This window comes from Jatrophihabitans sp. YIM 134969 (genome assembly GCF_054456675.1).
The window spans coordinates 35,087-53,558 of sequence record NZ_JBTJEQ010000023.1 but is presented as its reverse complement, the minus strand read 5'-3'; the positions used below and the strand labels follow the sequence as shown (position 1 = coordinate 53,558).

15 protein-coding genes are annotated in these 18,472 nt (G+C 72.9%); 5 read left to right on the top strand and 10 right to left on the bottom strand.

Going from position 1 to position 18,472, the window contains the following annotated elements; translation table 11 throughout:
• Positions 1-130: 130 nt before the first annotated feature.
• A complete protein-coding gene (locus ACXR2U_RS13600; protein WP_458825586.1) occupies positions 131-1,402 on the top strand; it encodes a type VII secretion protein EccE in 1,272 nt (423 codons plus the stop codon).
• Between the two features lie 31 nt (positions 1,403-1,433).
• On the opposite strand, the gene ACXR2U_RS13595 is transcribed toward ACXR2U_RS13600, so the two are convergent.
• From ACXR2U_RS13595 to ACXR2U_RS13555, 9 genes are read right to left on the bottom strand one after another with little or no spacing between them, the layout of a single operon-like run.
• The gene (locus ACXR2U_RS13595) at positions 1,434-2,135 is read right to left on the bottom strand and encodes a phosphocholine cytidylyltransferase family protein (protein WP_458825585.1); all 702 of its coding nucleotides are present in this window, start codon (positions 2,133-2,135) and stop codon (positions 1,434-1,436) included.
• The gene (locus ACXR2U_RS13590; RefSeq protein WP_458825584.1) at positions 2,132-3,199 is read right to left on the bottom strand and encodes a CDP-glycerol glycerophosphotransferase family protein; all 1,068 of its coding nucleotides are present in this window, start codon (positions 3,197-3,199) and stop codon (positions 2,132-2,134) included. The genes ACXR2U_RS13595 and ACXR2U_RS13590 overlap by 4 nt, the downstream gene beginning before the upstream one ends.
• Positions 3,200-3,254: 55 nt before the next feature.
• On the bottom strand, positions 3,255-4,688 hold the full coding sequence (gene eccD, locus ACXR2U_RS13585) for a type VII secretion integral membrane protein EccD (RefSeq protein WP_458825583.1): 1,434 nt from the start codon (positions 4,686-4,688) through the stop codon (positions 3,255-3,257).
• Positions 4,689-4,747: 59 nt separating this feature from the next.
• On the bottom strand, positions 4,748-5,281 hold the full coding sequence (locus ACXR2U_RS13580) for an NUDIX hydrolase family protein (protein ID WP_458825582.1): 534 nt from the start codon (positions 5,279-5,281) through the stop codon (positions 4,748-4,750).
• Positions 5,282-5,332: 51 nt separating this feature from the next.
• Positions 5,333-5,674, bottom strand: a complete 342-nt coding sequence (locus ACXR2U_RS13575) for a YbaB/EbfC family nucleoid-associated protein (protein WP_458825581.1) — start codon at positions 5,672-5,674, stop codon at positions 5,333-5,335.
• Positions 5,671-6,273 carry a hypothetical protein gene (locus tag ACXR2U_RS13570; protein ID WP_458825580.1) on the bottom strand — a complete coding sequence of 201 codons (603 nt, stop codon included), beginning with the start codon at positions 6,271-6,273 and terminating at the stop codon, positions 5,671-5,673. Before ACXR2U_RS13570 ends, ACXR2U_RS13575 begins: the two co-directional genes overlap by 4 nt.
• The gene (locus ACXR2U_RS13565) at positions 6,273-7,745 is read right to left on the bottom strand and encodes a WXG100 family type VII secretion target (RefSeq protein WP_458825579.1); all 1,473 of its coding nucleotides are present in this window, start codon (positions 7,743-7,745) and stop codon (positions 6,273-6,275) included. Before ACXR2U_RS13565 ends, ACXR2U_RS13570 begins: the two co-directional genes overlap by 1 nt.
• Positions 7,742-9,196 (bottom strand): hypothetical protein, encoded by a 1,455-nt coding sequence (locus tag ACXR2U_RS13560; protein WP_458825578.1) that lies wholly within the window; start codon positions 9,194-9,196, stop codon positions 7,742-7,744. Before ACXR2U_RS13560 ends, ACXR2U_RS13565 begins: the two co-directional genes overlap by 4 nt.
• Positions 9,197-9,230: 34 nt before the next feature.
• Positions 9,231-10,022 (bottom strand): WXG100 family type VII secretion target, encoded by a 792-nt coding sequence (locus ACXR2U_RS13555; protein WP_458825577.1) that lies wholly within the window; start codon positions 10,020-10,022, stop codon positions 9,231-9,233.
• 483 nt (positions 10,023-10,505) lie between these two features.
• On the opposite strand from ACXR2U_RS13555, the gene eccCa reads away from it, so the two are divergent.
• Together eccCa and ACXR2U_RS13545 are read left to right on the top strand one after the other, a co-directional pair.
• Entirely contained in the window at positions 10,506-14,582 is a 4,077-nt protein-coding gene (eccCa, locus tag ACXR2U_RS13550; RefSeq protein ID WP_458825604.1) for a type VII secretion protein EccCa, read from the top strand.
• A gap of 58 nt (positions 14,583-14,640) precedes the next feature.
• Entirely contained in the window at positions 14,641-15,306 is a 666-nt protein-coding gene (locus ACXR2U_RS13545; RefSeq protein WP_458825576.1) for a hypothetical protein, read from the top strand.
• A gap of 315 nt (positions 15,307-15,621) precedes the next feature.
• Here the strand turns inward: ACXR2U_RS13545 and ACXR2U_RS13540 are convergent, their stop codons facing one another.
• Positions 15,622-17,523, bottom strand: a complete 1,902-nt coding sequence (locus ACXR2U_RS13540) for a primary-amine oxidase (RefSeq protein WP_458825575.1) — start codon at positions 17,521-17,523, stop codon at positions 15,622-15,624.
• A gap of 238 nt (positions 17,524-17,761) precedes the next feature.
• On the opposite strand from ACXR2U_RS13540, the gene ACXR2U_RS13535 reads away from it, so the two are divergent.
• Together ACXR2U_RS13535 and ACXR2U_RS13530 are read left to right on the top strand one after the other, a co-directional pair.
• Positions 17,762-18,085 (top strand): WXG100 family type VII secretion target, encoded by a 324-nt coding sequence (locus tag ACXR2U_RS13535; RefSeq protein WP_458825574.1) that lies wholly within the window; start codon positions 17,762-17,764, stop codon positions 18,083-18,085.
• Positions 18,086-18,135: 50 nt separating this feature from the next.
• Entirely contained in the window at positions 18,136-18,438 is a 303-nt protein-coding gene (locus ACXR2U_RS13530; protein WP_458825573.1) for a WXG100 family type VII secretion target, read from the top strand.
• Positions 18,439-18,472: the final 34 nt, after the last annotated feature.

Below are 18,472 nucleotides of genomic sequence, written 5' to 3'. Positions count from 1 at the left end.
ACGTCCGCGGTGCCAGAATCTGGCCTGGTCCAGAACTTAGACGACACCGCCGGTCGTCGCCGGATGTGTTGCCCGACATCGCTCGCACCGACCCGCCCACGTGACACGACCCGACCCGGAGGCACGACAGGTGACCACCACCTCCACGGACCGGGGCGGCGACGTCCGGACCGTCGAGGGCACCGCGACCTCGCGGGTGGTGCGCACGGGCGCCGGGCGGCGACGCCGCGACCCCGACGTCCCCAGGAGCCGCCGCGGCCGTGCGGCGACCCCGAAGCCGCGCACCCACCGGCGCTGGCTCGTGCGGTTGGCGGTCCTGGAGATCGCGGCCGTCGCCGTGCTCGCCACCCTCTGGCCGCTGCAGCCGGTCCGGCCCCTGCAGGTCACCGTCGGTGCGCTCGCGCTCGTCGCCGTCCTGGCCACCTGGATCCGCCGCCGCGGTCGCAGCCTGGACCAGTGGGCGGCGCGGGCCGTGACGTTCCGGTGGCGCGCGATGCGTCGGGGGCGGACCGAGCGCCGGGCCTCCGGGGCCGGCGACGAGAGCACCCTCGACGCCCTCGACCCCGCCCTGCTCGGCCTGGGCCTGTCCGGGCTCGCCGTCCGGGCCCACGTCGACCGGGCCGGCAACCGCGCCGGCGTGGTGGTGCTGGGCGACGACGGCACCGACTCGGTGTCCGGGGTGGTCCGCGTCGCCGCCGGCGTCGACCCCGAACCCAGCCGGCTGCTGCGCGGGCTGCGCAGCACCTTCGAACGGGCCGACATCCCCCTCGCCGCCGCGCAGGTCGTGGTCTGGTCGGTACCCGGCCCGGCCCGCGACAGCGTGCTGCGCGTGCACTGGCTCGCCGTCCGTTACCTGCCCGCGGCCGCACCCGCCGCGGCGAACGCCCGCGGTGGTGGCCTGCCCGGGGCGATCCGCGCGACCGCGATGGCGGCGCTCGGCCTCGCCCGCGACCTCACCGAGGCGGGCGTCCCCGCCGCGCCGCTCGGCGTCCGCGAACTCCGCGGCGAACTCGGCGTCGCTGTCGGCCTCGACCCGCTGGTCCTCACCGGCGCCGAGGCCGCACCTCCGGCGCACGAAGGCTGGCGGGCGTGGTCGGCGGGCGCGATCCACCAGGTGACGTTGCGTCCCGCGCGGGCGGGCGGCATCGAGGACCATCTCGGCCTGCTGCGCGCCCACGCGCCCGGCGCCGCGTTCACGTGCGTGTCGACGACGCTGCGGCGCGACCTCTACGGCGCGGTGGAGGAGGAAGTGCTGGTGCGCGTGGGGGTTCCGGTCGAGACCGGCCGGACCGACGTGCGTTCCGCGCTCGACACCGCCGTCGGCCGCCTCGACGCCGGGTTGGTCCCCGTGGTCGGAGAGCAGGCCCGCGGCGTGCGCTGCACCCTGCCGCTCGCGCTCTGAGGTTCGACCGGCTCCCCGCCCGCGACGCGCGTCAGTCGAGCAGGTTGGCGCGCGTCAGGTCGTCGTCGAAGTCGACCTCGACGACGCCGAACTGCGACACGTCGACGGCCCGGATCTTGAGGCCGTCCTTCGTGATCGCGTTCTCGATGCCCTTCTCGAAGTAGTCCTGCGCGTCGACCTCGTGGAGCCGCCGCGCCAACACCTTGCGGTCCGCCCCGGTGACGTAGTTGATGCCGATGGCCTCGCCGAGGCCGCCGACCACACTCTTGGAGAGCTCGGCGATGTGGCCGCCGGCGTCGAGGGTGTACTTGACCTCCTCGTCGGCGACCCGGGCGGTGTTCACGGCGACGAACGAGCCGTGCGCGACCTCGCCGCGCAGGAACTGCAACAGGCCCGGGGTGAACACCACGTCACCGTTCATCCAGAGCACCCCGCCGGGCGGGGCCATCCGCAACGCCCGCAGCAGGCTCTTGCTGGTGTTGGTCTCGTCGAACAGGTCGTTGTAGACGAACGTGGCGTCGGCCGCGGCCGCCTCCATGATGAGTTCCTTCTTGTAGCCCACCACGATGACGACGCGCGTGCGCTTGCGCAGGTCGGAGCGGACGTGGTCGAGCTGCTGCTGGAGGATCGACCGGCCGTCGTGCAACCGCGTCAACGGTTTCGGGTGGCGCCGCCCCAGCCGGGTGCCCAGTCCCGCCGCGAGGATCACGACGGTGGGCGACGTGGCGCTCATCGCAGCTCCAGCAGGTCGAGGACCCGCTCGGTGGCGTGGCCGTCCTCGAGGTGGCAGAACGTCTGCTGGAAGCGGGCGTACGCGTCGCGGTGCCGTTCGGCGACGACGTCCAGATGACGCAGCGCGTCCACCACCTCGTCCTGCGTCGCGAGTACCGGGCCGGGCGCGACCTCCTCGAGATCGAGGTAGAAACCGCGGGTGGTGCCGCCGTACTCGGCGAGGTCCCAGGCGTGGAACACGATCGGCTTGCCGGTGACGGCGAAGTCGAACATCGTCGAGGAGTAGTCGGTGATCATGACGTCGGCGGCGAGGTAGAGCTCGGCGATGTCGGGGTGGAAGCTGACGTCGTGCACGTTCGGGCCGGTGGCCGCCGGGCGGCGCGATGTGTTGAAGTAGTGCAACCGTTGCAGGATGCAGTAGTCCTCGCCGAGGGCGGCGGCCGCGCCGGCCACGTCGAGCCCGAGCGGCACCTCGGCCGCGGGGTCGAGCAGCGTCGCCTGGTCGCGCCACGTCGGCGCGTAGAGGACAGCCGTCACGCCGTCGGCGATCCCCAGGTCGGCGCGGACCTGCCGGCGCACCCGTTCGCCCCGTTCGCCGACCAGCACGTCGTTGCGGGGGTAACCGGTCTCGGCGACCTCGCCGTCGTACGCGAACGCCTTCTGCAGCACCGGGGTGCTCCAGTGGTTCGGCGACAGCAACAGGTCCCAGCGCGCCACGTCGAGGTCGAGGTACGCGAGCCGACCCTCCGGCGCCCACAGGACGTCGTGGTGGATGCGCTTGAGCGGCGTGCCGTGCCAGGTCTGCAGGTAGCGGGCGCCGGGCTTCTTGGCCCAGTCGAGTTCGACGTGGGTGTTGGCGATCACGAGGTCGGCGTCCTCGAGGGCGGCCACCGCATCCGCTCCGCCCGCGGCGACGATGTTCACACCGTCGGGGAAACCACCGCGGTGGGCGTCGTCAGCGATCCAGGTGTGTTCGTGGCGGCCGGTGGTTCCGTACAGGGCCTCGAACACCGCCCGGGGGCTGTCGGAGAAGCGGCCACCGAAGCTGTCGTACACGATCTTCATGCGCTGTTCACGCCCACGACGGTACTGGCGGGCGGTGGGACGGCCGCGCGGCCGTTCAACTGATGGCGGCGCGGAGGTCGGTGTAGAGGTCCAACACCTGCCCCGCGAGCGGGATGATCGCGAGCAGGCAGATGAACTCGACGACGTCGAACGTCCGCCCCCAGTACGGCGACCGCGCCCGGGTCGGCACCCGGTGGGCGTAGACCACCAGGGCGGCGCCGACCAGCGCGGTGACACCCGCACCGATCGCGATGCCGAGGGTGCCGCCGCTCGCGACCAGGCGCAGGCCGCCGAACACCAGCACGACGAGACCGGTGCACACTGCAGCGATCCGCTGTTCGGTGCCGACGTAGGAACGCGAGCGCAGCAACCAGGCCAGGCCGGCGACCCCGCCGAGCACCCACGCCCAGGTGTCCGGCCCGCCCACGAGCAGCACGATCGCGGCGCCCGCGGTCAACGCACCGAGCGCGCCGAGCAGCGCAGCCAGGACCTGTTCCGCGGCCGTGGTGCGGTCGAGGACGTCGCGCCCGAACGTGCTGCCCTCGTCGGCCCGGAAGGTCTCGACGTCGGCCGGCACGCGCGGCAACGGCAGCCGGGCGATCCGCAGCGACAGCATGGGCGAGAGGGTGCCGAGCGCCGTGGCCACGGCGATGACGACGGCCGCGGTGTCGACAGCGTCGGTCGGGACGATCGCGGTGATGCCGCTGGCGATCGCCGCGCCCGCACCCGCCACCGCGATCCCGACGAACAGCGGACCGCGGTCGCCGACCGCGAACAGGGCGATGACCGCGGCCAGCGCGACCCCCGCCCCGGCCAGGGCGAACGGGCCGGCCTGGAACGGGAACAGGGCGCGGTCGGGCAGGACGGTCAGCCCGGCGAGGAACGCGACCGGCACGGCCGCGACGCCGCACAGCGCACCCGCCGTGCTGTCACCCCAGGCGCGGGAGACGGCGAGTCCGCCCGCCAGCAGCACGAGGGCGAGCGCGCCGACCGGGACGGCGGTCCAGGGGCTCGCGGTGATCGGCAGGACGAGCAGCGTCGCACCGACGAAGGCCAGCACCGCGACCACGAGGGCGACCCGCCGGGCGGTGACCGGACCCCACACACCACGGCGGGTCTGCGCGGCCGAGGCGATGGCGTCGACGACGTCGTCGAACAGCAGCGGCGCCGACGAGCGTCCACGCGGTTGCAGGTAGAGGATCTCGCCGTCGTCGACCCCGGCGCCCGCGACGGTGAGGCCGGGCTCCAGCGGGGCGCCCCCCAGGCGGGCGAGCGTCCAGCCCGGGTTGACCGCGGCCCCGACGGTCGGGGCGGCGCCCGACATGCGGACCAACTGCGGCACGAGTTCGGCCAGCGTCCCCTCGACCGGCAGCGCGACGTCGACGCGCGCGGTCGGGGTCACCACCGTCACGCGTCGGGTCGGGGTGTTGACGGCGTGTTCGGGCGGTGCCGTCACCGCGTTGCCGGGCGGCGCGGCCGACGTGGTCATGAGGGGAACTTATCGGGCGCGCGGGCCGCAGGCGCGCCGGATCCGACGCCCTCCCGACGTCACACGCCGAGGTGCGCGAAAGCCTGCAGCAGCAGCATGGACTGGCCGTTGCCCATCTCGGCGAGCACGCTCGGCTGCCGCGCCTGCTCCGGCGTGAACCAGGTCAGTTCGAGGGCGTCCTGCTGGGGTTCGCAGTCACCCTCGACCGGGACCACGTAGGCCAGCGACACCGCGTGCTGGCGCGGGTCGTGGAACGGGGTGACGCCCGGGGTCGGGAAGTACTCGGCGATGGTGAACGGCTGCGGCGAGACCGGGACCTTCGGCAGCGCGAGCGGGCCGAGGTCCTTCTCGAGGTGCCGGAGCAGGGCCGCCCGGACCCGCTCGTGGTACAGCACCCGGCCGGAGACCAGCGCCCGCTTGATGGCGCCGTCCTCGCCGGCCCGCAGCAACATGCCGACCTCGGTCACCGTGCCCTGCTCGTCGACCCGGACGGGCACGGCGTCGACGTACAGGATCGGCAGGCGCTCGCGCGCGAGGTCCATGTCCTCCCGGGACAACCACCCGGCCTGGGTCAGGGAGCTCAGGTCCGTCATGGGGCGGACGCTACCGGGCCGCTCGCGGGGACCGCGCTCGTCCGGTGGGCGTCAGTAGGTCTCGCCGTACGGATCGGGTTGTTCCGCGGCGGGGTCGACGAACGGCGCGAACCGCGCGCGGCTCGCCTCGGCGAGCTTGACCAGGCCGTCGTTGACGGCCTCGAGCACGATGTCGCCGAGTTCGGTGGCGCCGTACCGGCGGAGCGTGTCGCCGTGGAACGTGACGTCGGTGAACTGGCCGGTGCCGCGCAACGTGACGCTGACCTCGTCCCCGCGGGACGCGCCGCGGATCTCGAGGGCCTCGACGCTGCGCTGGACGTCGGCGACCTGCTCCTGCTGCCGGCGCACCTGCTCCAGCAGCGCGTCGAGGTCGGGCGTGGGCGGGAGGGTCACGGGGCCTGCTCTCCATCTCCTGACGGCGACCGGGGCGGCGGCGCCGACGGCGGCGCGGCGTGCCGGGCGCGGGAGTCGTCCTCCGGTCTCACCTCGACGTGCACGCTGTCGACGAAGCTCTGGAAGTCGCGCAGCACCGTCGTGGCCTGGTCGCGTCCACTGGTGCCGGTGAGCTCGATCGCCAACCGGTCGGACGGCACCTCACCCGGGGTGGGCGGCACCAGCGGCACCTCGATGTGCACCTGCGACTGCACCAGCTCCTGGGTCACCCCGCCGTAGGAGGTGACGAGCAGCAGCGTCTGGGTGATGCCCGGAGCCTCGCCCGAGCCGACCTCCTGCCGGTCGATGACCTCGACCGACTCGGCGATCTGCGCGAGCCGTGCGACGGCCTCCTCGGCGATCTGCTGGAGGGTGGCGCGGTCCGTGCGGCGTTGGATGCCGATGGTGATGCTCGGGGTGAACGTCTCGCCGCGGTCCTCGTAGAGCGCGAGCATCGCCGAGCCCGGGGCGCCGTTCGTGTCCGGGTCCAGCTGCTGCCACCTCGGCGGCAGCGTGAACGCCAGCGGCACCGAGAGGTCGTCGACCGACGGTGCGGACATCAGTGGCCTCCCAACCAGTCGATGGCGTTGCCGACGGCGTCGCTCGCTTCGTGGGCGGTGTTCCCCACCCAGGCCGCGCCGTCACGCAGCGCCTGGGCGCCGACCGGGTCGTAGTGCTCGTAGGTCTCCCAGACCTTCGGCAGGTCGACGCCGACGCTGCCGCCGATGCTGCCGCCGAGTCCCACGGCCGCGCCCGCCTGCAGTCCGATCTGGATGTGGCCGTGCTCCCAGGTCGCCTTGGCGTCGAGTTCCGCGCCGACGCCGTAGCGGACCGAACCGCTGACACCGGCCCCGATACCGCCGACGTCACCGGCGACCGACGCCTCGGCCTTGCCGCCCGCGAAGGCCCCGGCGTGCGCCGACGCGCCGTCGAGCCCGACCTTGAGGTTGGCGTCGGCGTTCGCCCCGACGTAGACCTCACCGGCCGCCTGGGCGGTCGCCGGGCCGTAGGTGACGTAGGCGTTGCCCTTGGCGTCGAGCACCGTGGCCTTGGCGTTCGCCTCCAGGTAGGCCTGGTTGCCCTCGAGCCCCGCCTTGGCGTCGGCGGTGACCTGCGGCCCCGCGAAGTAGCCTCCCGACAGGCCGGCCGCGCCGCCGCCGGGCAGATCGGTGCGCAGCGTGCCCTTGTCACCGACCCCCCACTCCCACAGGGGCTTGCCGTCGTTGTCCCACTTCCACGCCGTGACGTTCGTCTTCTCCCACGCCTTGCCCAGCGCCGTCGTGGGATCGGGCTTCTTGCCCATCAGCTCGTCGAGCAGGTCGGTGTTCAGGTGGTCCAGCGCGCCGAACTGGGGCTTCGTGGGATCGGTTCCAGCACCGTGTCGGGCGTACCACTTCGTGAACCAGTCCTGCTGGCCCAGCCACTTCTGGAGGTTGGAGTCCAGCTTGGTCTTGCTGCCGTGGTCGTTGCCCTCGGGCTTGGTCGGGTCGTTGCCGGCGATGACGTCCAGCGAGCGCGAGAGGTTGTCGCGGACCTTCTCGCCGGCGTCGACCAGCGAGTGCCCGAGGGTGTTGGCCGCCTGCACGAAAGCGTTCACCGCGCCCGGAGCCGACGTGTGGGCCAGGGCGATGAGGTGGTTCGCCTTGCCGTCGAAGTCCGCCAGGACGGCTGTCATCTGCTGGGTCGCGGACTCCAGGGCATCCGCGGCCATCTCGAGCTTCTGCGACTGGAGGGCGAGCTTCTGCGCGGTCTGGTCGAGCTGGTCGCACGTGCGGCCCATCTTGGCGGCGTAGGCGTCGTAGGCGCCGCCCTCCCAGCTGCTGGCCAGGGTGGTGCTCCGCCGCCGGGCCTGCTGCGAGAGCTGCGAGAGCCCCTGGCTCTGCTGCTGCTGCTTCTGCGACGCCGCCCGCACGGTTCCCGGATCGCCCTCGACCTCCTCGGCGATCCGGGTCCCGACCGCACGGAACCGTTGCAGGATGCCCCCGACGAGCCCCGAGCAGTCGACGGTGCCCGACGTGGCGACGGCGGTCATGAGTGGTCGACGGCGCCGTCGTCGATCGTGGCGTGCTGACTGGTCGTGACGCCGTCGACCGTGGTGGAGATGGTGATGTCGTAGTCGTGACCGGACGGCGCGTCGATCGACGTGATGTGACCGCTGCTGTCGAGGTCGATGGAGACGTCACCGGAACCGTTGCCTGCTGCAGCGGTCGGGCCGAGGCCGTAGCCCGCGGACGGGTCAGCACCGTAGGCCGCACCGCCGCCGTTCGCGTAGACACCGGGGTCCACGTATGAGCCGGTGGGGTGGGTGCCCGCGCCGGCGTAGTCCGCACCCGGGTCGGTGGCGATCCAGCCGGAGCCCGACGCGTCGATCGACGGCACGCCGCCGCCACCGGCGGCCGCACCCACCGTGGCGGGCGTGGGCACCGAGCCGACGGTCGCGGGCGGTGGCACCGTGCCCGCGGTCGCCGGGTGGTAGCTCACGTCGCCGACGCTCGCGCCGCCACCCGCCGTCGGGACCTGGGTCGGCGTCGTGCCCACCCCGTTCACCGCCGGTGTCCCGACCGCTGCGGAGGTCGGCACGGAGCCCGAGGCCGTGCCGGCGGCGGTGCTGGTGCCGAAGCCGGGGTCGACGTTCGCCAGGCCCTGGTGCGTGAGCGCCGCCTGGTGGGCCGCGTCCTGCTGGGCGGCGGCGGCCGCGTTCTGCTGGGTGGCGGCGGCCGCGGCGGCGGCGGTGCTCTGCTGGGCCGCGGTGTCGTAGCCGGTGGCCGTGGTGCCGGTACCGCCGGCCGCGCCCACCGCCTGCTGACCGCTGCCTGATGCAACGGTCTGCGGGGTGGGCGGCGCGGTGACCGGAGTCGAGCTCACGGTGGAGTTCGTCGGCGTGGAGCCGCTGCCGGCGTCCGCACCGGTCTGCGACCCGCCACCGAACAGCTGCTCGATCTGACCGATGATCTGCGCGACCGAGGTGACCGTCTGCGCCAACTGACCTGCTCCGAGTGCCTTCAGCACGCCACCCACGGCCTCGATGAACCCGCGCAGCGACGCGCTGGTCGAGGTCGAGAGCGCGACCGCCGCGGAGTACGTCCAGGGGTTGGACATGAGCGAGGCGACCGTGGGGTTCACCGACGCGACGACGCTCTGGTAGGCCGTCTGGGCCGTCTGCACCAGGGTCGAGGACGTCTGCAGCAGCTGCGCGCCCTGCTGGATGGTGTCGACGATCGACGTGAAGGCGGACAGCGTGTTCGTGATCTTCTGGGCCGCGGACTCCGACGCCTTGCCCGACCACGACTCCTCGAGCTGCTTGCCGGCCTGCTCGAACTGCTCGATCAACTGCAGGAAGGTGCTCGCCTGCTGGAGCATCTGGGAGACGTGGGCCATGATCGCCTCGGGCGACCCGGTGACGATCTCGGGCAGGAACGTGCTCGGCCCCCCGGATCCCGCGGTGGCATCCATGGCGAACGACGGCGGCGGCATGAACGCCATGTCGGTTCTCCTCCTTCGTGCGGTCGGTGATCGGTCAGAGCGGTCGGTAGACCCGCACAGCGGCCCGGTGGCCGAGGTCGGGGTCGAGCGGTCCGTGGTTGACGAGCTGGACCCCGCCCGCCGCGGCGGACGTGGTGGCGACGCCGATGACGTCGGGCTCGACGACCACGACGTCGCCCGCGCGGACCCCGCCGGGGATGTCGGCGAGGTCGCGGACGTCGCCGCGGTAGACGTGGATGACTCCCACCTGCGTCTGGTGGTGGGGGTCGGAGTCGAGCCAGTCGGCGAACGAGGTGGGGCCGTCGAACGAGCCGCTGGGCAGCGGGTCGCTCCCGACCCGACCGACCCCGCCGTCACGCAGGTACCCGACGACGTTGACCACCGAGGAGGGCTCGCCGTCCCCGACGTGCAACCGCGCGTGGTCCGCGACGGCCGAGCCGACCCCGGAACCCCACAAGCCGGCGAGCAGCCCCCCGGCGGGGTGGCCGGCTGCGACGTCGCCCGGGGCGGGCGCCACGACCCCCGTCCCCACGCTCCCCTCGTGGACGCCGTCGTCACCGGACGACCCCGTGGCCCGGAACCCCGCCGCGACCGAGCCGTCGAGCTGCTCGTAGGCGTCGGCGACCCGGCGGATGTCGCCGTTTACCCGCTGCAGGCCGTCCAACAACCCCTCGAGGGCGTCGACGTGACGCTCCTGCAGGGCCTGCTGGGCGGTCGCCACGGGCGAGCCGAACGCGCCGAACCCGCGGGGGTCGAGCGTGGTGGCGCCGAGGTCCACCGCCGTCCTCACGGCGTGCACCAGCAGGGCGCCGACGCCGCCGACCACGTGCCGCATCGCCTCGGGACGCGCGACGAAGCCACCGGGGGCGCCGGTGTCGGCGTCACCCCCGGGTTCGCGCCCCGGGTCGGGTCGGCTGGCATCGATGGTGGCTGCCTTCCTCGTCGGTCCCTGCTCGTGCTCGCGGTGTCACCCGCTCGCGACGCGCGCCCGGCCCGAGACCCTGGTGAGATGGTGCCGTCGGACCGACGACTCGCCGCGACCTGGTGGTGGTCGATCCGCAGCGTATGGTCCGGCTCGCGCCGTCCCCGACGGCAGAATTACCCATTGGAAGGTGGCCGAAGTGACCGCAACCGGGGCCGTCGGTGTGTGCCGTGTGGCCCGTGACACGGGGATTCCCAGCGCGTGACGATCACGTCCCGTCCCCCGTCCTCCGGGGCTCCGCAGCAGGGAGCGCGCACCACGGTCGACACCGCCGACGGACGTCCCGCCCCCGCCCCGGGCGTCGCACCCCGGGGGCTGACCCGGCGGGTGCCGCTGCCCGAGGCACCCGAGGGCGAGATCACCCTGCAGGCCCCGCCGGCCCTCCCCAAGCCGGGCGGCGGCGGTGGCGCAACCCAGCTGATGTTCATGATGCCGATGATGCTGGGGATGGGCGCGATGTCGTTCGTCTACATCGGTCGGTCGGGCGGACCCCTCACCTACGTCTTCGCGGCGCTCTACGGCAGCGCCATGATCGGCATGGTCGTCATGTCGATGTCGCGCGGCGGGATGGCCAAGAAGGCGCAGGTCAACGAGGAACGCCGCGACTACCAGCGCTACCTCGGCGGCCTCCGGCAGCAGGTGCGGGAGGTCGAGGAGGCCCAGCGGTACGCGCTGGCCGCCCAGCAGCCCGACCCCGCCGACCTCTGGGCGTTGGTCGACGGTCCCCGCCTGTGGGAACGACGCCGGCACGACCAGGACTTCGGGCGGGTGCGGGTGGGCACCGGCCCGCAGCGGCTCGCGACCCCACTCAAGGCGCCGCAGACCGCGCCGCTGGAGGACCTCGACCCGGTCAGCTCGACCGCCCTGCGGCACTTCATCCGCACGTACGCCGCTGTTCCCGACCTCCCCGTCGCCATCTCGCTCAAGGCGTTCGCCCTGGTGGGCATCGCCGGGCCGCGGGCGGAGGTCCTCGGCCTGACCCGGGCGCTGCTCGCCCAGGTCGCGACGTTCCACGCGCCGTCCGAGGTGAAGATCGCCTTCTGCGTCTCGCCCGACCGGGCGCGCGACTGGGACTGGGCCAAGTGGTTGCCGCACGCCCAGCACGGCAAGGCGGTCGACGGCGCCGGTCCGGTGCGGTTGGTCGCGGAATCGCTGCAACAGCTGGCGTCCCTGCTCGGCGACGACCTCGGCGAGCGGCCCCCGTTCGCCAAGCGCACCCCGAACGGCTTCGAGGGCCCGCACGTCGTGGTCGTCGTCGACGGTGGCGCGACTGCGGGCGACACCGCGATCGCACCGGCGGGCGGGCGGTACGGGATCACCCTGCTCGACGTCACCAGCGAGACCTCGGTGCGGCCGCCTAACCCGATCACGCTCGACCTGGTCGTGCAGCCCGCGGAACCCGACGCCTCGTCCCGGACCCCCGCGCTGCGGCTCGGGGTGGTCGGCGAGAACGGCATCGGCTACCTCGGCCGTCCCGACTCGATGTCGGTCTCCGGCGTCACCGCACTCGCCCGTCAGCTCACGCCACGTCACCGCGTCGCCCCGATGGCCACCTCGACCCCGATGGCCGCGACCTTCGGCCTGGCCGGCCTGCTCGGCCTCGGCGACCCCCGCGACGTCGACGTGCGTGAGACCTGGAAACCGCGTTCGGCGCGCGACCGGTTGCGGATCCCGATCGGCATCGACCCCGACGGCCGTCCCGTGGACCTCGACCTCAAGGAGTCCGCCGAGGGCGGGATGGGCCCGCACGGGCTGGTCATCGGCGCCACCGGGTCCGGCAAGTCGGAGCTGCTGCGCACGCTCGTGACCGGACTCGCCGTGACCCACTCGTCGGAGGCGCTCAACCTCGCGCTCATCGACTTCAAGGGCGGCGCGACGTTCGCGTCGCTCGAGGACCTGCCGCACGTCTGCGCCGTCATCACCAACCTCGCCGACGACCTCGCGCTCGTCGACCGCATGGCCGACGCCATCTCCGGCGAGGTGGTCCGCCGGCAGGAACTGCTGCGCAAGGCGGGCAACATGGCCTCGGTCCGCGACTACGAGCGGGCGCGCGAGGGCGGCGCGCCGCTGAACCCGCTGCCGTCGCTGCTGGTGATCATCGACGAGTTCAGCGAGTTGCTGTCGGCGCGGCCCGAGTTCATCGACCTGTTCGTCATGATCGGCCGCCTCGGCCGCTCGCTGGGCATCCACCTGCTCCTCGCCTCGCAGCGTCTGGAGGAAGGACGCCTGCGCGGCCTGGATTCCCACCTGTCGTACCGCATCGGCCTGCGCACGTTCAACGCCTCGGAGTCACGCGCCGTGCTCGGTGTGGCCGACGCCGCCGAACTGCCGCCCGTGCCGGGCTCGGCGTTCCTCAAGGTCGACGTCTCGACGCTGCTGCGGCTGAAGGCCGCCTACGTGTCGGGCGAACTGCCGCCACGCGGTCTGGTCGAGGAACTGCCCGACACCAACGCGCTCGCCGTCCCCTTCCGCCTCGGCCCGGTCGAGGTCCCGGCCTCGGCCTCGACCTCGACGACCGTTGCTGTCGACAACGGTCACCCGAAAACCTGGGCCGAGGAGGCGATGGCCGCGCGGCCCGGCGTGAACGCGCCCACGATCATGTCGGCGCTGGTCGACCGGATGCTCGGATCCGGCCCGCCCGCGCACCAGATCTGGCTGCCTCCGCTCGCCGATCCGCCCACCCTCGACCAACTGCTCCCCCCGCTCTCGGTCGACCCCGCGCGCGGGTACGGCACCACCTGGTGGCGAGGCACGGGCACGTTGACCGTGCCGGTCGCGATCGTCGACAAGCCCTACGAGCAGCGTCGTGACCTGTTGTGGGCGGACTTCGCCGGCAGCGCCGGGCACGGGATCGTCGTCGGTGCGCCGCGCAGCGGGAAGTCGACGCTGCTGCGGACCACGGTCACCGCGCTCGCGCTGACCCACACGCCGGCCGAGGTGCAGTTCTTCGTCGTCGACATGGGCGGCGGCGCGCTGTCGTCGCTCGCGGGGCTCCCGCACACCAGCGGCTACGCGCAGGGCACCGACCCCGAACGTGTGCGTCGGGTCGTCGCCGAGGTGTCGGGGTTGCTCGCGCGGCGGGAGAAGGCCTTCGGCGCTCACGGGCTCGACGGCATCGCCGCCTACCGCGCGATGCGTGCGCGGCTCACCGCCGAGGGCGCGACCATGGCGCAGCACGCGGCGGTCGACGGCGAGGGCCGTCCGTTCGGCGACGTGTTCCTCGTGGTCGACGACTGGGCGACCCTGCGCTCGGACCAGGAACAGCTCGAGGAGCAGATCACCCGGATCGCCGCGCGCGGCCTGGGTTTCGGCATCCACGTCATCGTCTCCGCGACCCGGTGGATGGTGGTGCGGGCCGCGCTGCGCGATGCGATCGGCACCCGGTTCGAGCTGCGGCAGGGCGATCCGGCTGACTCGGTCATCGACCGCCGGACCGCCATGACGGTGCCGGCCGACAAGCCCGGACGCGGCATCACCCAGGACAAGCTGCACTTCCTCACCGGCCTGCCCCGCGTCGACGCCGACCGGCGCACGGCCACGCTGCCGTCCGGCGCCGCCGACCTCAACTCGCGGCTCACCCAGGCGTGGACCGGCCCGAAGGCTCCGCCGGTGCGCCTGCTGCCGCGGGAGTTCCCGGCGACCGCCCTGCCGAAGGTGCCCGCCGGCCCGGACGGCCGTCCGACCGGTGTGCCGCTCGGCATCTCCGAACACGACCTGCAGACCGTGCAGCTGGACTTCGCCACCGACCCGCACTTCCTGGCGTTCGGCGACGTCGAATCCGGGAAGACCAGCCTGCTGCGGCAGATCGCCGCGGGCATCGTCGAGAAGTACACGGTCGACGAAGCCGCGGTGATCGTCGCCGACTACCGCCGCGGGCTGCTCGACTCCGTCCCCGAGTCACACCTGCTCGGGTACGCCGGTTCCGAGCCGGTGCTGTCGGGCTTCATCTCCGAGGTCGTGCAGGCGATGCGGCTGCGCATCCCCGGCCCCGACGTCACCCCGGCCCAGTTGCGCACCCGGTCGTGGTGGAGCGGCCCGGAGCTGTTCCTCGTGCTCGACGACTACGAGCTGATCGCGTCGTCGGCGAAGAACCCCTTGCACCAGCTGCTCGAGTTCCTCCCGCAGTCCCGCGACATCGGCCTGCACGTGGTCATGACGCGCGGCGCGGGCGGCGCCGGGCGCGGGCTGTTCGAGCCGGTGGTGCAACGGTTGCGCGAACTCGGCACACCCGGGCTGATCATGTCCGGTCAGAAGGACGAGGGCGTCCTGCTCGGCGACCAGAAGGCGCAGCCGTTGCCGCCCGGCCGCGGCATGCTCGTGCACCGCCGCCTCGGCACCCAGCTCGTCCAGCTGCCGTGGCGACCCCCGGCCGACGAGGTCGACACCCCGGCGCCCACGTCGTGACGACGGCCGCCCACCGGCCGGACCGGCCATCGCCGCCCGACGCGGGCACACTGCGCAGGTGAGCATCGAGTTCGTCGACGCGGACGAGGAACCGCCGGCGGTGCCCGTCGGGGTGCAGGACACGGCGGAACCGCGTCGACGCACCGGGCCCGGGCGGTGGCTGTTCGCGGCGGCGACGGCCGTGGCGGCGGTGCTGGTCGGGGTCGCGATGCTGGTGCCGCTCTACGCCGTCGACCGCACGGCCTTCGTCGTCGACTTCGACGCCACGACCACCCAGGACGCCCGCGTGCCCTACGACGCGTTCGGCCACAGCCGGACCGTGCCGCTGCGCCCGAGCTCACCCGCGTTCCTCACCCCGGGCGACCAGCCGTACACGTCGGTGCTCTCGGTGTCGCTCGACCGCGGGGTGTCGTACGGGCCGTGGTGGCTCGGGCTCGGCGGCGCGCTGCTGCTCGTCGCGGTGGCCGCCGTGGTCCGTCCCCGGCTCTCCGCCCTGGCCGCGGTCGTCGCGGCGCTCGGCGCCGCCCTGCTCGGCAGCGTCGGCGCCGCCTGGCTCGCCATCCGCGCCACCAGCGACGACTCGATCCCGCTGATCCGTTTCCAGGCCCACCCCGACATCGGCCTGTGGCTGCTCGTGGTCGCGGGCGCCCTCGCCACCCTCGCCGGCCTGCTCACCGCCGCCCACCCACCCCTGCGCCGCCTGCTCCCCCGCCGCCACGCCTGACCCGACCGCCCACCCACCTCGATGTGCGACGCGAGCCGGGCTGTGGACAACCGGAACGGCGGTCGGCCGGATCCGACAGGCTTCAGCGGTGCATCGGCTGCCCGAACTCCCCGCCGGCCGGTGCGGCGCGGTCACGCTCGCCGAACTACACGCGGGTGGGTGGAGCGACAGAGCGCGAGCGACCTGCGGGACTTCAGCGCCGCGTCCTGTCGTGTCCAGCAGCCCGTGGTGAGGCGTCAGTGTTCGTCGAAGGCGACAGCGGCGGTGGCTGGTGTAGCGCGACGAGACGACACGCGTGACGAGCGGGGAGGCGGCTCAGTGACAGTGGCTGCCCATCGTGGGGGCGGCGTCGAGGGCGGGGTTGCGGTCGAAGAAGCCGAAGGGGACCAGGCGGAAGCTCACGACGTCGACGGGCATGACCGGCCAGTCCTCGGGACGGGGGACGTGGTGGATGCCGAAGACGTGCCAGAGGACGACGTCGGCGGCCTCGATCGGGCGGTCGGCGGCGGTCCACACCGGCAGGCCGAGGTCGTCGGCGCTCTGGTTGACGAACTCACCGCACGGCCAGCGCTCCTCGGGAGCGAAAGGCGTGACCCACAGCTGGTGGCCAATCGCCTGGGCGCGGCGGAACACCGGCGACGACGGGTCGAGCAGCGGCGGGATCGATGCACTGGGCACCAGTTTGTACGCGACCGGGTCGCCGTGCCGGTTCGGCGACGACGGGTTGGTGATCTTCCACGAGCGCTGTGACGACCAGTCCTGGTCCTGGATCGCCTGCTGCTCGGTGCGCAGCGGGGTGGCGACCTGGGTGAGAGCGAGCCCGTGCGGGTTGTCGGGGCCGATCGGCAGGGCCTCGGTGTGCGACTCGACGACGGTGTTGGTCTCGCCGTCGATCTCGAGGTCGAGGCGGGCCACCACGAAGTGCTGGTGGATGGGCGCGTAGGTGCGGGTGTCGACGACCGTGCCGTACGGCGGCGGGCCGTCGTCACCGAAGGGCGTGGTCACCATGATCCCGGTCGCGCGGATCTCGCACTCGATGGTGCCGTCCTGGTACAGCCGCCAGTACACGAGGTACTCGTAGTTGGCGACCGTGACGTGGCAGCTGATCACCATGCGTCGGCGGCGCCGGACCTCCGCGCCGGCACGCGAGTCGACGTGCTTCCAGAGCACGCCGTCGTCCTCCTCGTGCAGACAGATCGCGTTGCGGATCGTGTACGGCTCACCGGTGGTGTCGTGCAGCGTCGCGTCCAGGTAGCGGATCTCGCCGAGGCAGTCACAGCCGAGTTCGAGCGAGGTCGTCATGAACCCCAGCCCCCACTCGCCGATGTCGAACGCGGTGCGTCGCGCGTGGTCGACCGACGGGTCGCGGTAGGGCACGACCATCTCGGCGAGCGAGAGCCGGTGCGCGACCGGCCGGCGCCGTCCGGTGATGGTGTCGTCGAAGGCCACCGTGTGCAGGACGAGTCCCTCGCGGTGGTTGAACCCGATCCGCAGCGACCAGTTCTGCCAGGTCAGTCCCCACCCGTCGAGGTCGAACGAGATGCCGGACGGCTGGGTGATCTCGACGGGCTTCAGGTCGTCACGCACCTCGAGACCCGGCACGAGCGACGGGACGTACTCCCCCATCGTCGGGGCCGCGGGCGCGCCGGGGGTGTCCTCGACCGCGAGCACGGTCATCGCGTCCAGGTCGATGATCACCTTCAGCCCGCTGACGAGGTGGGCGTAGGGGTTGCCGTGCTCGGAGTCGCGCACCCAGAGGTCGGACCAGCCGACGCGGCGGTCGCCGAACTCCTCGGGGATCAGCGCGTGGCCGAAGGTCCAGGTGTCGACCAGCACCAGCGACAGGTCGGTGACGCCGCGGGCGGCGAGCGCCGCCACCACCCGGTCGTCGCCGAACACGGCGGCCTCCGCCTCGTGGAACTCGTCGAGCGTCGCCGGGGCCTGCGCTCCCGGCACGTCGGTCCAGCTCACGACGGCCCGGGCGTCGAGGTCGACGACGCCCTTGGACGTCAGACCCGTCGACCGGTCCCAGCCGATGACCTCGGCCGAGCGGGCCACGGGGTCACCGGCGACGTACGCCCGCACGACGGCCTTCGCGGGTTCCACGACCTCCACCGAGCCGACCCGCCAGCCGGGCCCTGCGCGACCGGCGTCGCGCAGCACCCCCACCGCGGTGCGGATCTCGTCGGCGGTCAGCGGGTCCAGCGGGTGCGTCACCGGCCCAGTCTGACGACCCCGCCCGGGCGGCCGGCGGGGACGGGGTAGCTGTGGGTAGTTCGACCCCGCTGGAAAAGGTCAGTTGTGACGTGTGCGTGACCTCCGCCGCTTCGTAGCGTTCTGCTTGCCAACAAACGCGAGGGCCCCGCCGGGACCCGAAGTGCAGCGTTCCGATCACGGATGAGAGGAGGTGGTCCGCCCGATGAGCAGCCCGGGTTTCCAGTCAGATTCAGCCGCCATGACGCGAGCGGTCCAGGGATTCGAGGAGACCGCGAACAACGCGCGGCAGACCATGAGCAGCCTCGAGCAGGAACTGACCTCGACGCTCGCCCAGTACCAGGGTGACCAGGCCACCGCGTTCTGGGGCCTGCACACCAAGCTCCAGGAGGACATGCAGGCGGCGAGCAAGGAGCTCGACACCATGTCCACGCTGGTGAACCAGAGCTACCACAACTACGGCAGCGGTGACGCCGAGACCCACCAGAGCTTCAACACCGTGGCGAACCAGGCCGCCGCCGGCGGCGCCGTGCTCTCCCGCCTCGTCGGCGGCAGCGCGCACTGACCTGACCTCCACCGACCTCCCACGCCCGCAGAGAAGAGAGGCACGCTGACATGGCTGCCGATGTCATCAACGTCCAGTTCGGAGCGCTCCGCTCCAGCGCCGACTCGTTGGCCATGAAGGCCAAGGCACTCGACGACTACCTCGACCAGCTGTCCGCGAACCTCGCGCCGCTCAAGGCGTCCTGGTACGCGTCGGGCAGCTCCGCCGGTCTCGCGGCCGAGCAGTCCGAGACCCGGCTGCGAGCCGCCACCGCGGAGATCAGCCAGATCATCACCACGTTCTCCCAGAAGACGAACGAGGCGCACGACATGCAGCTCGCGCTGGAGAACAAGAACGCGGGCTTCTTCGCCTGAGTCCGACCTGCTCCATCCGCCTCGGCCGCGTCGT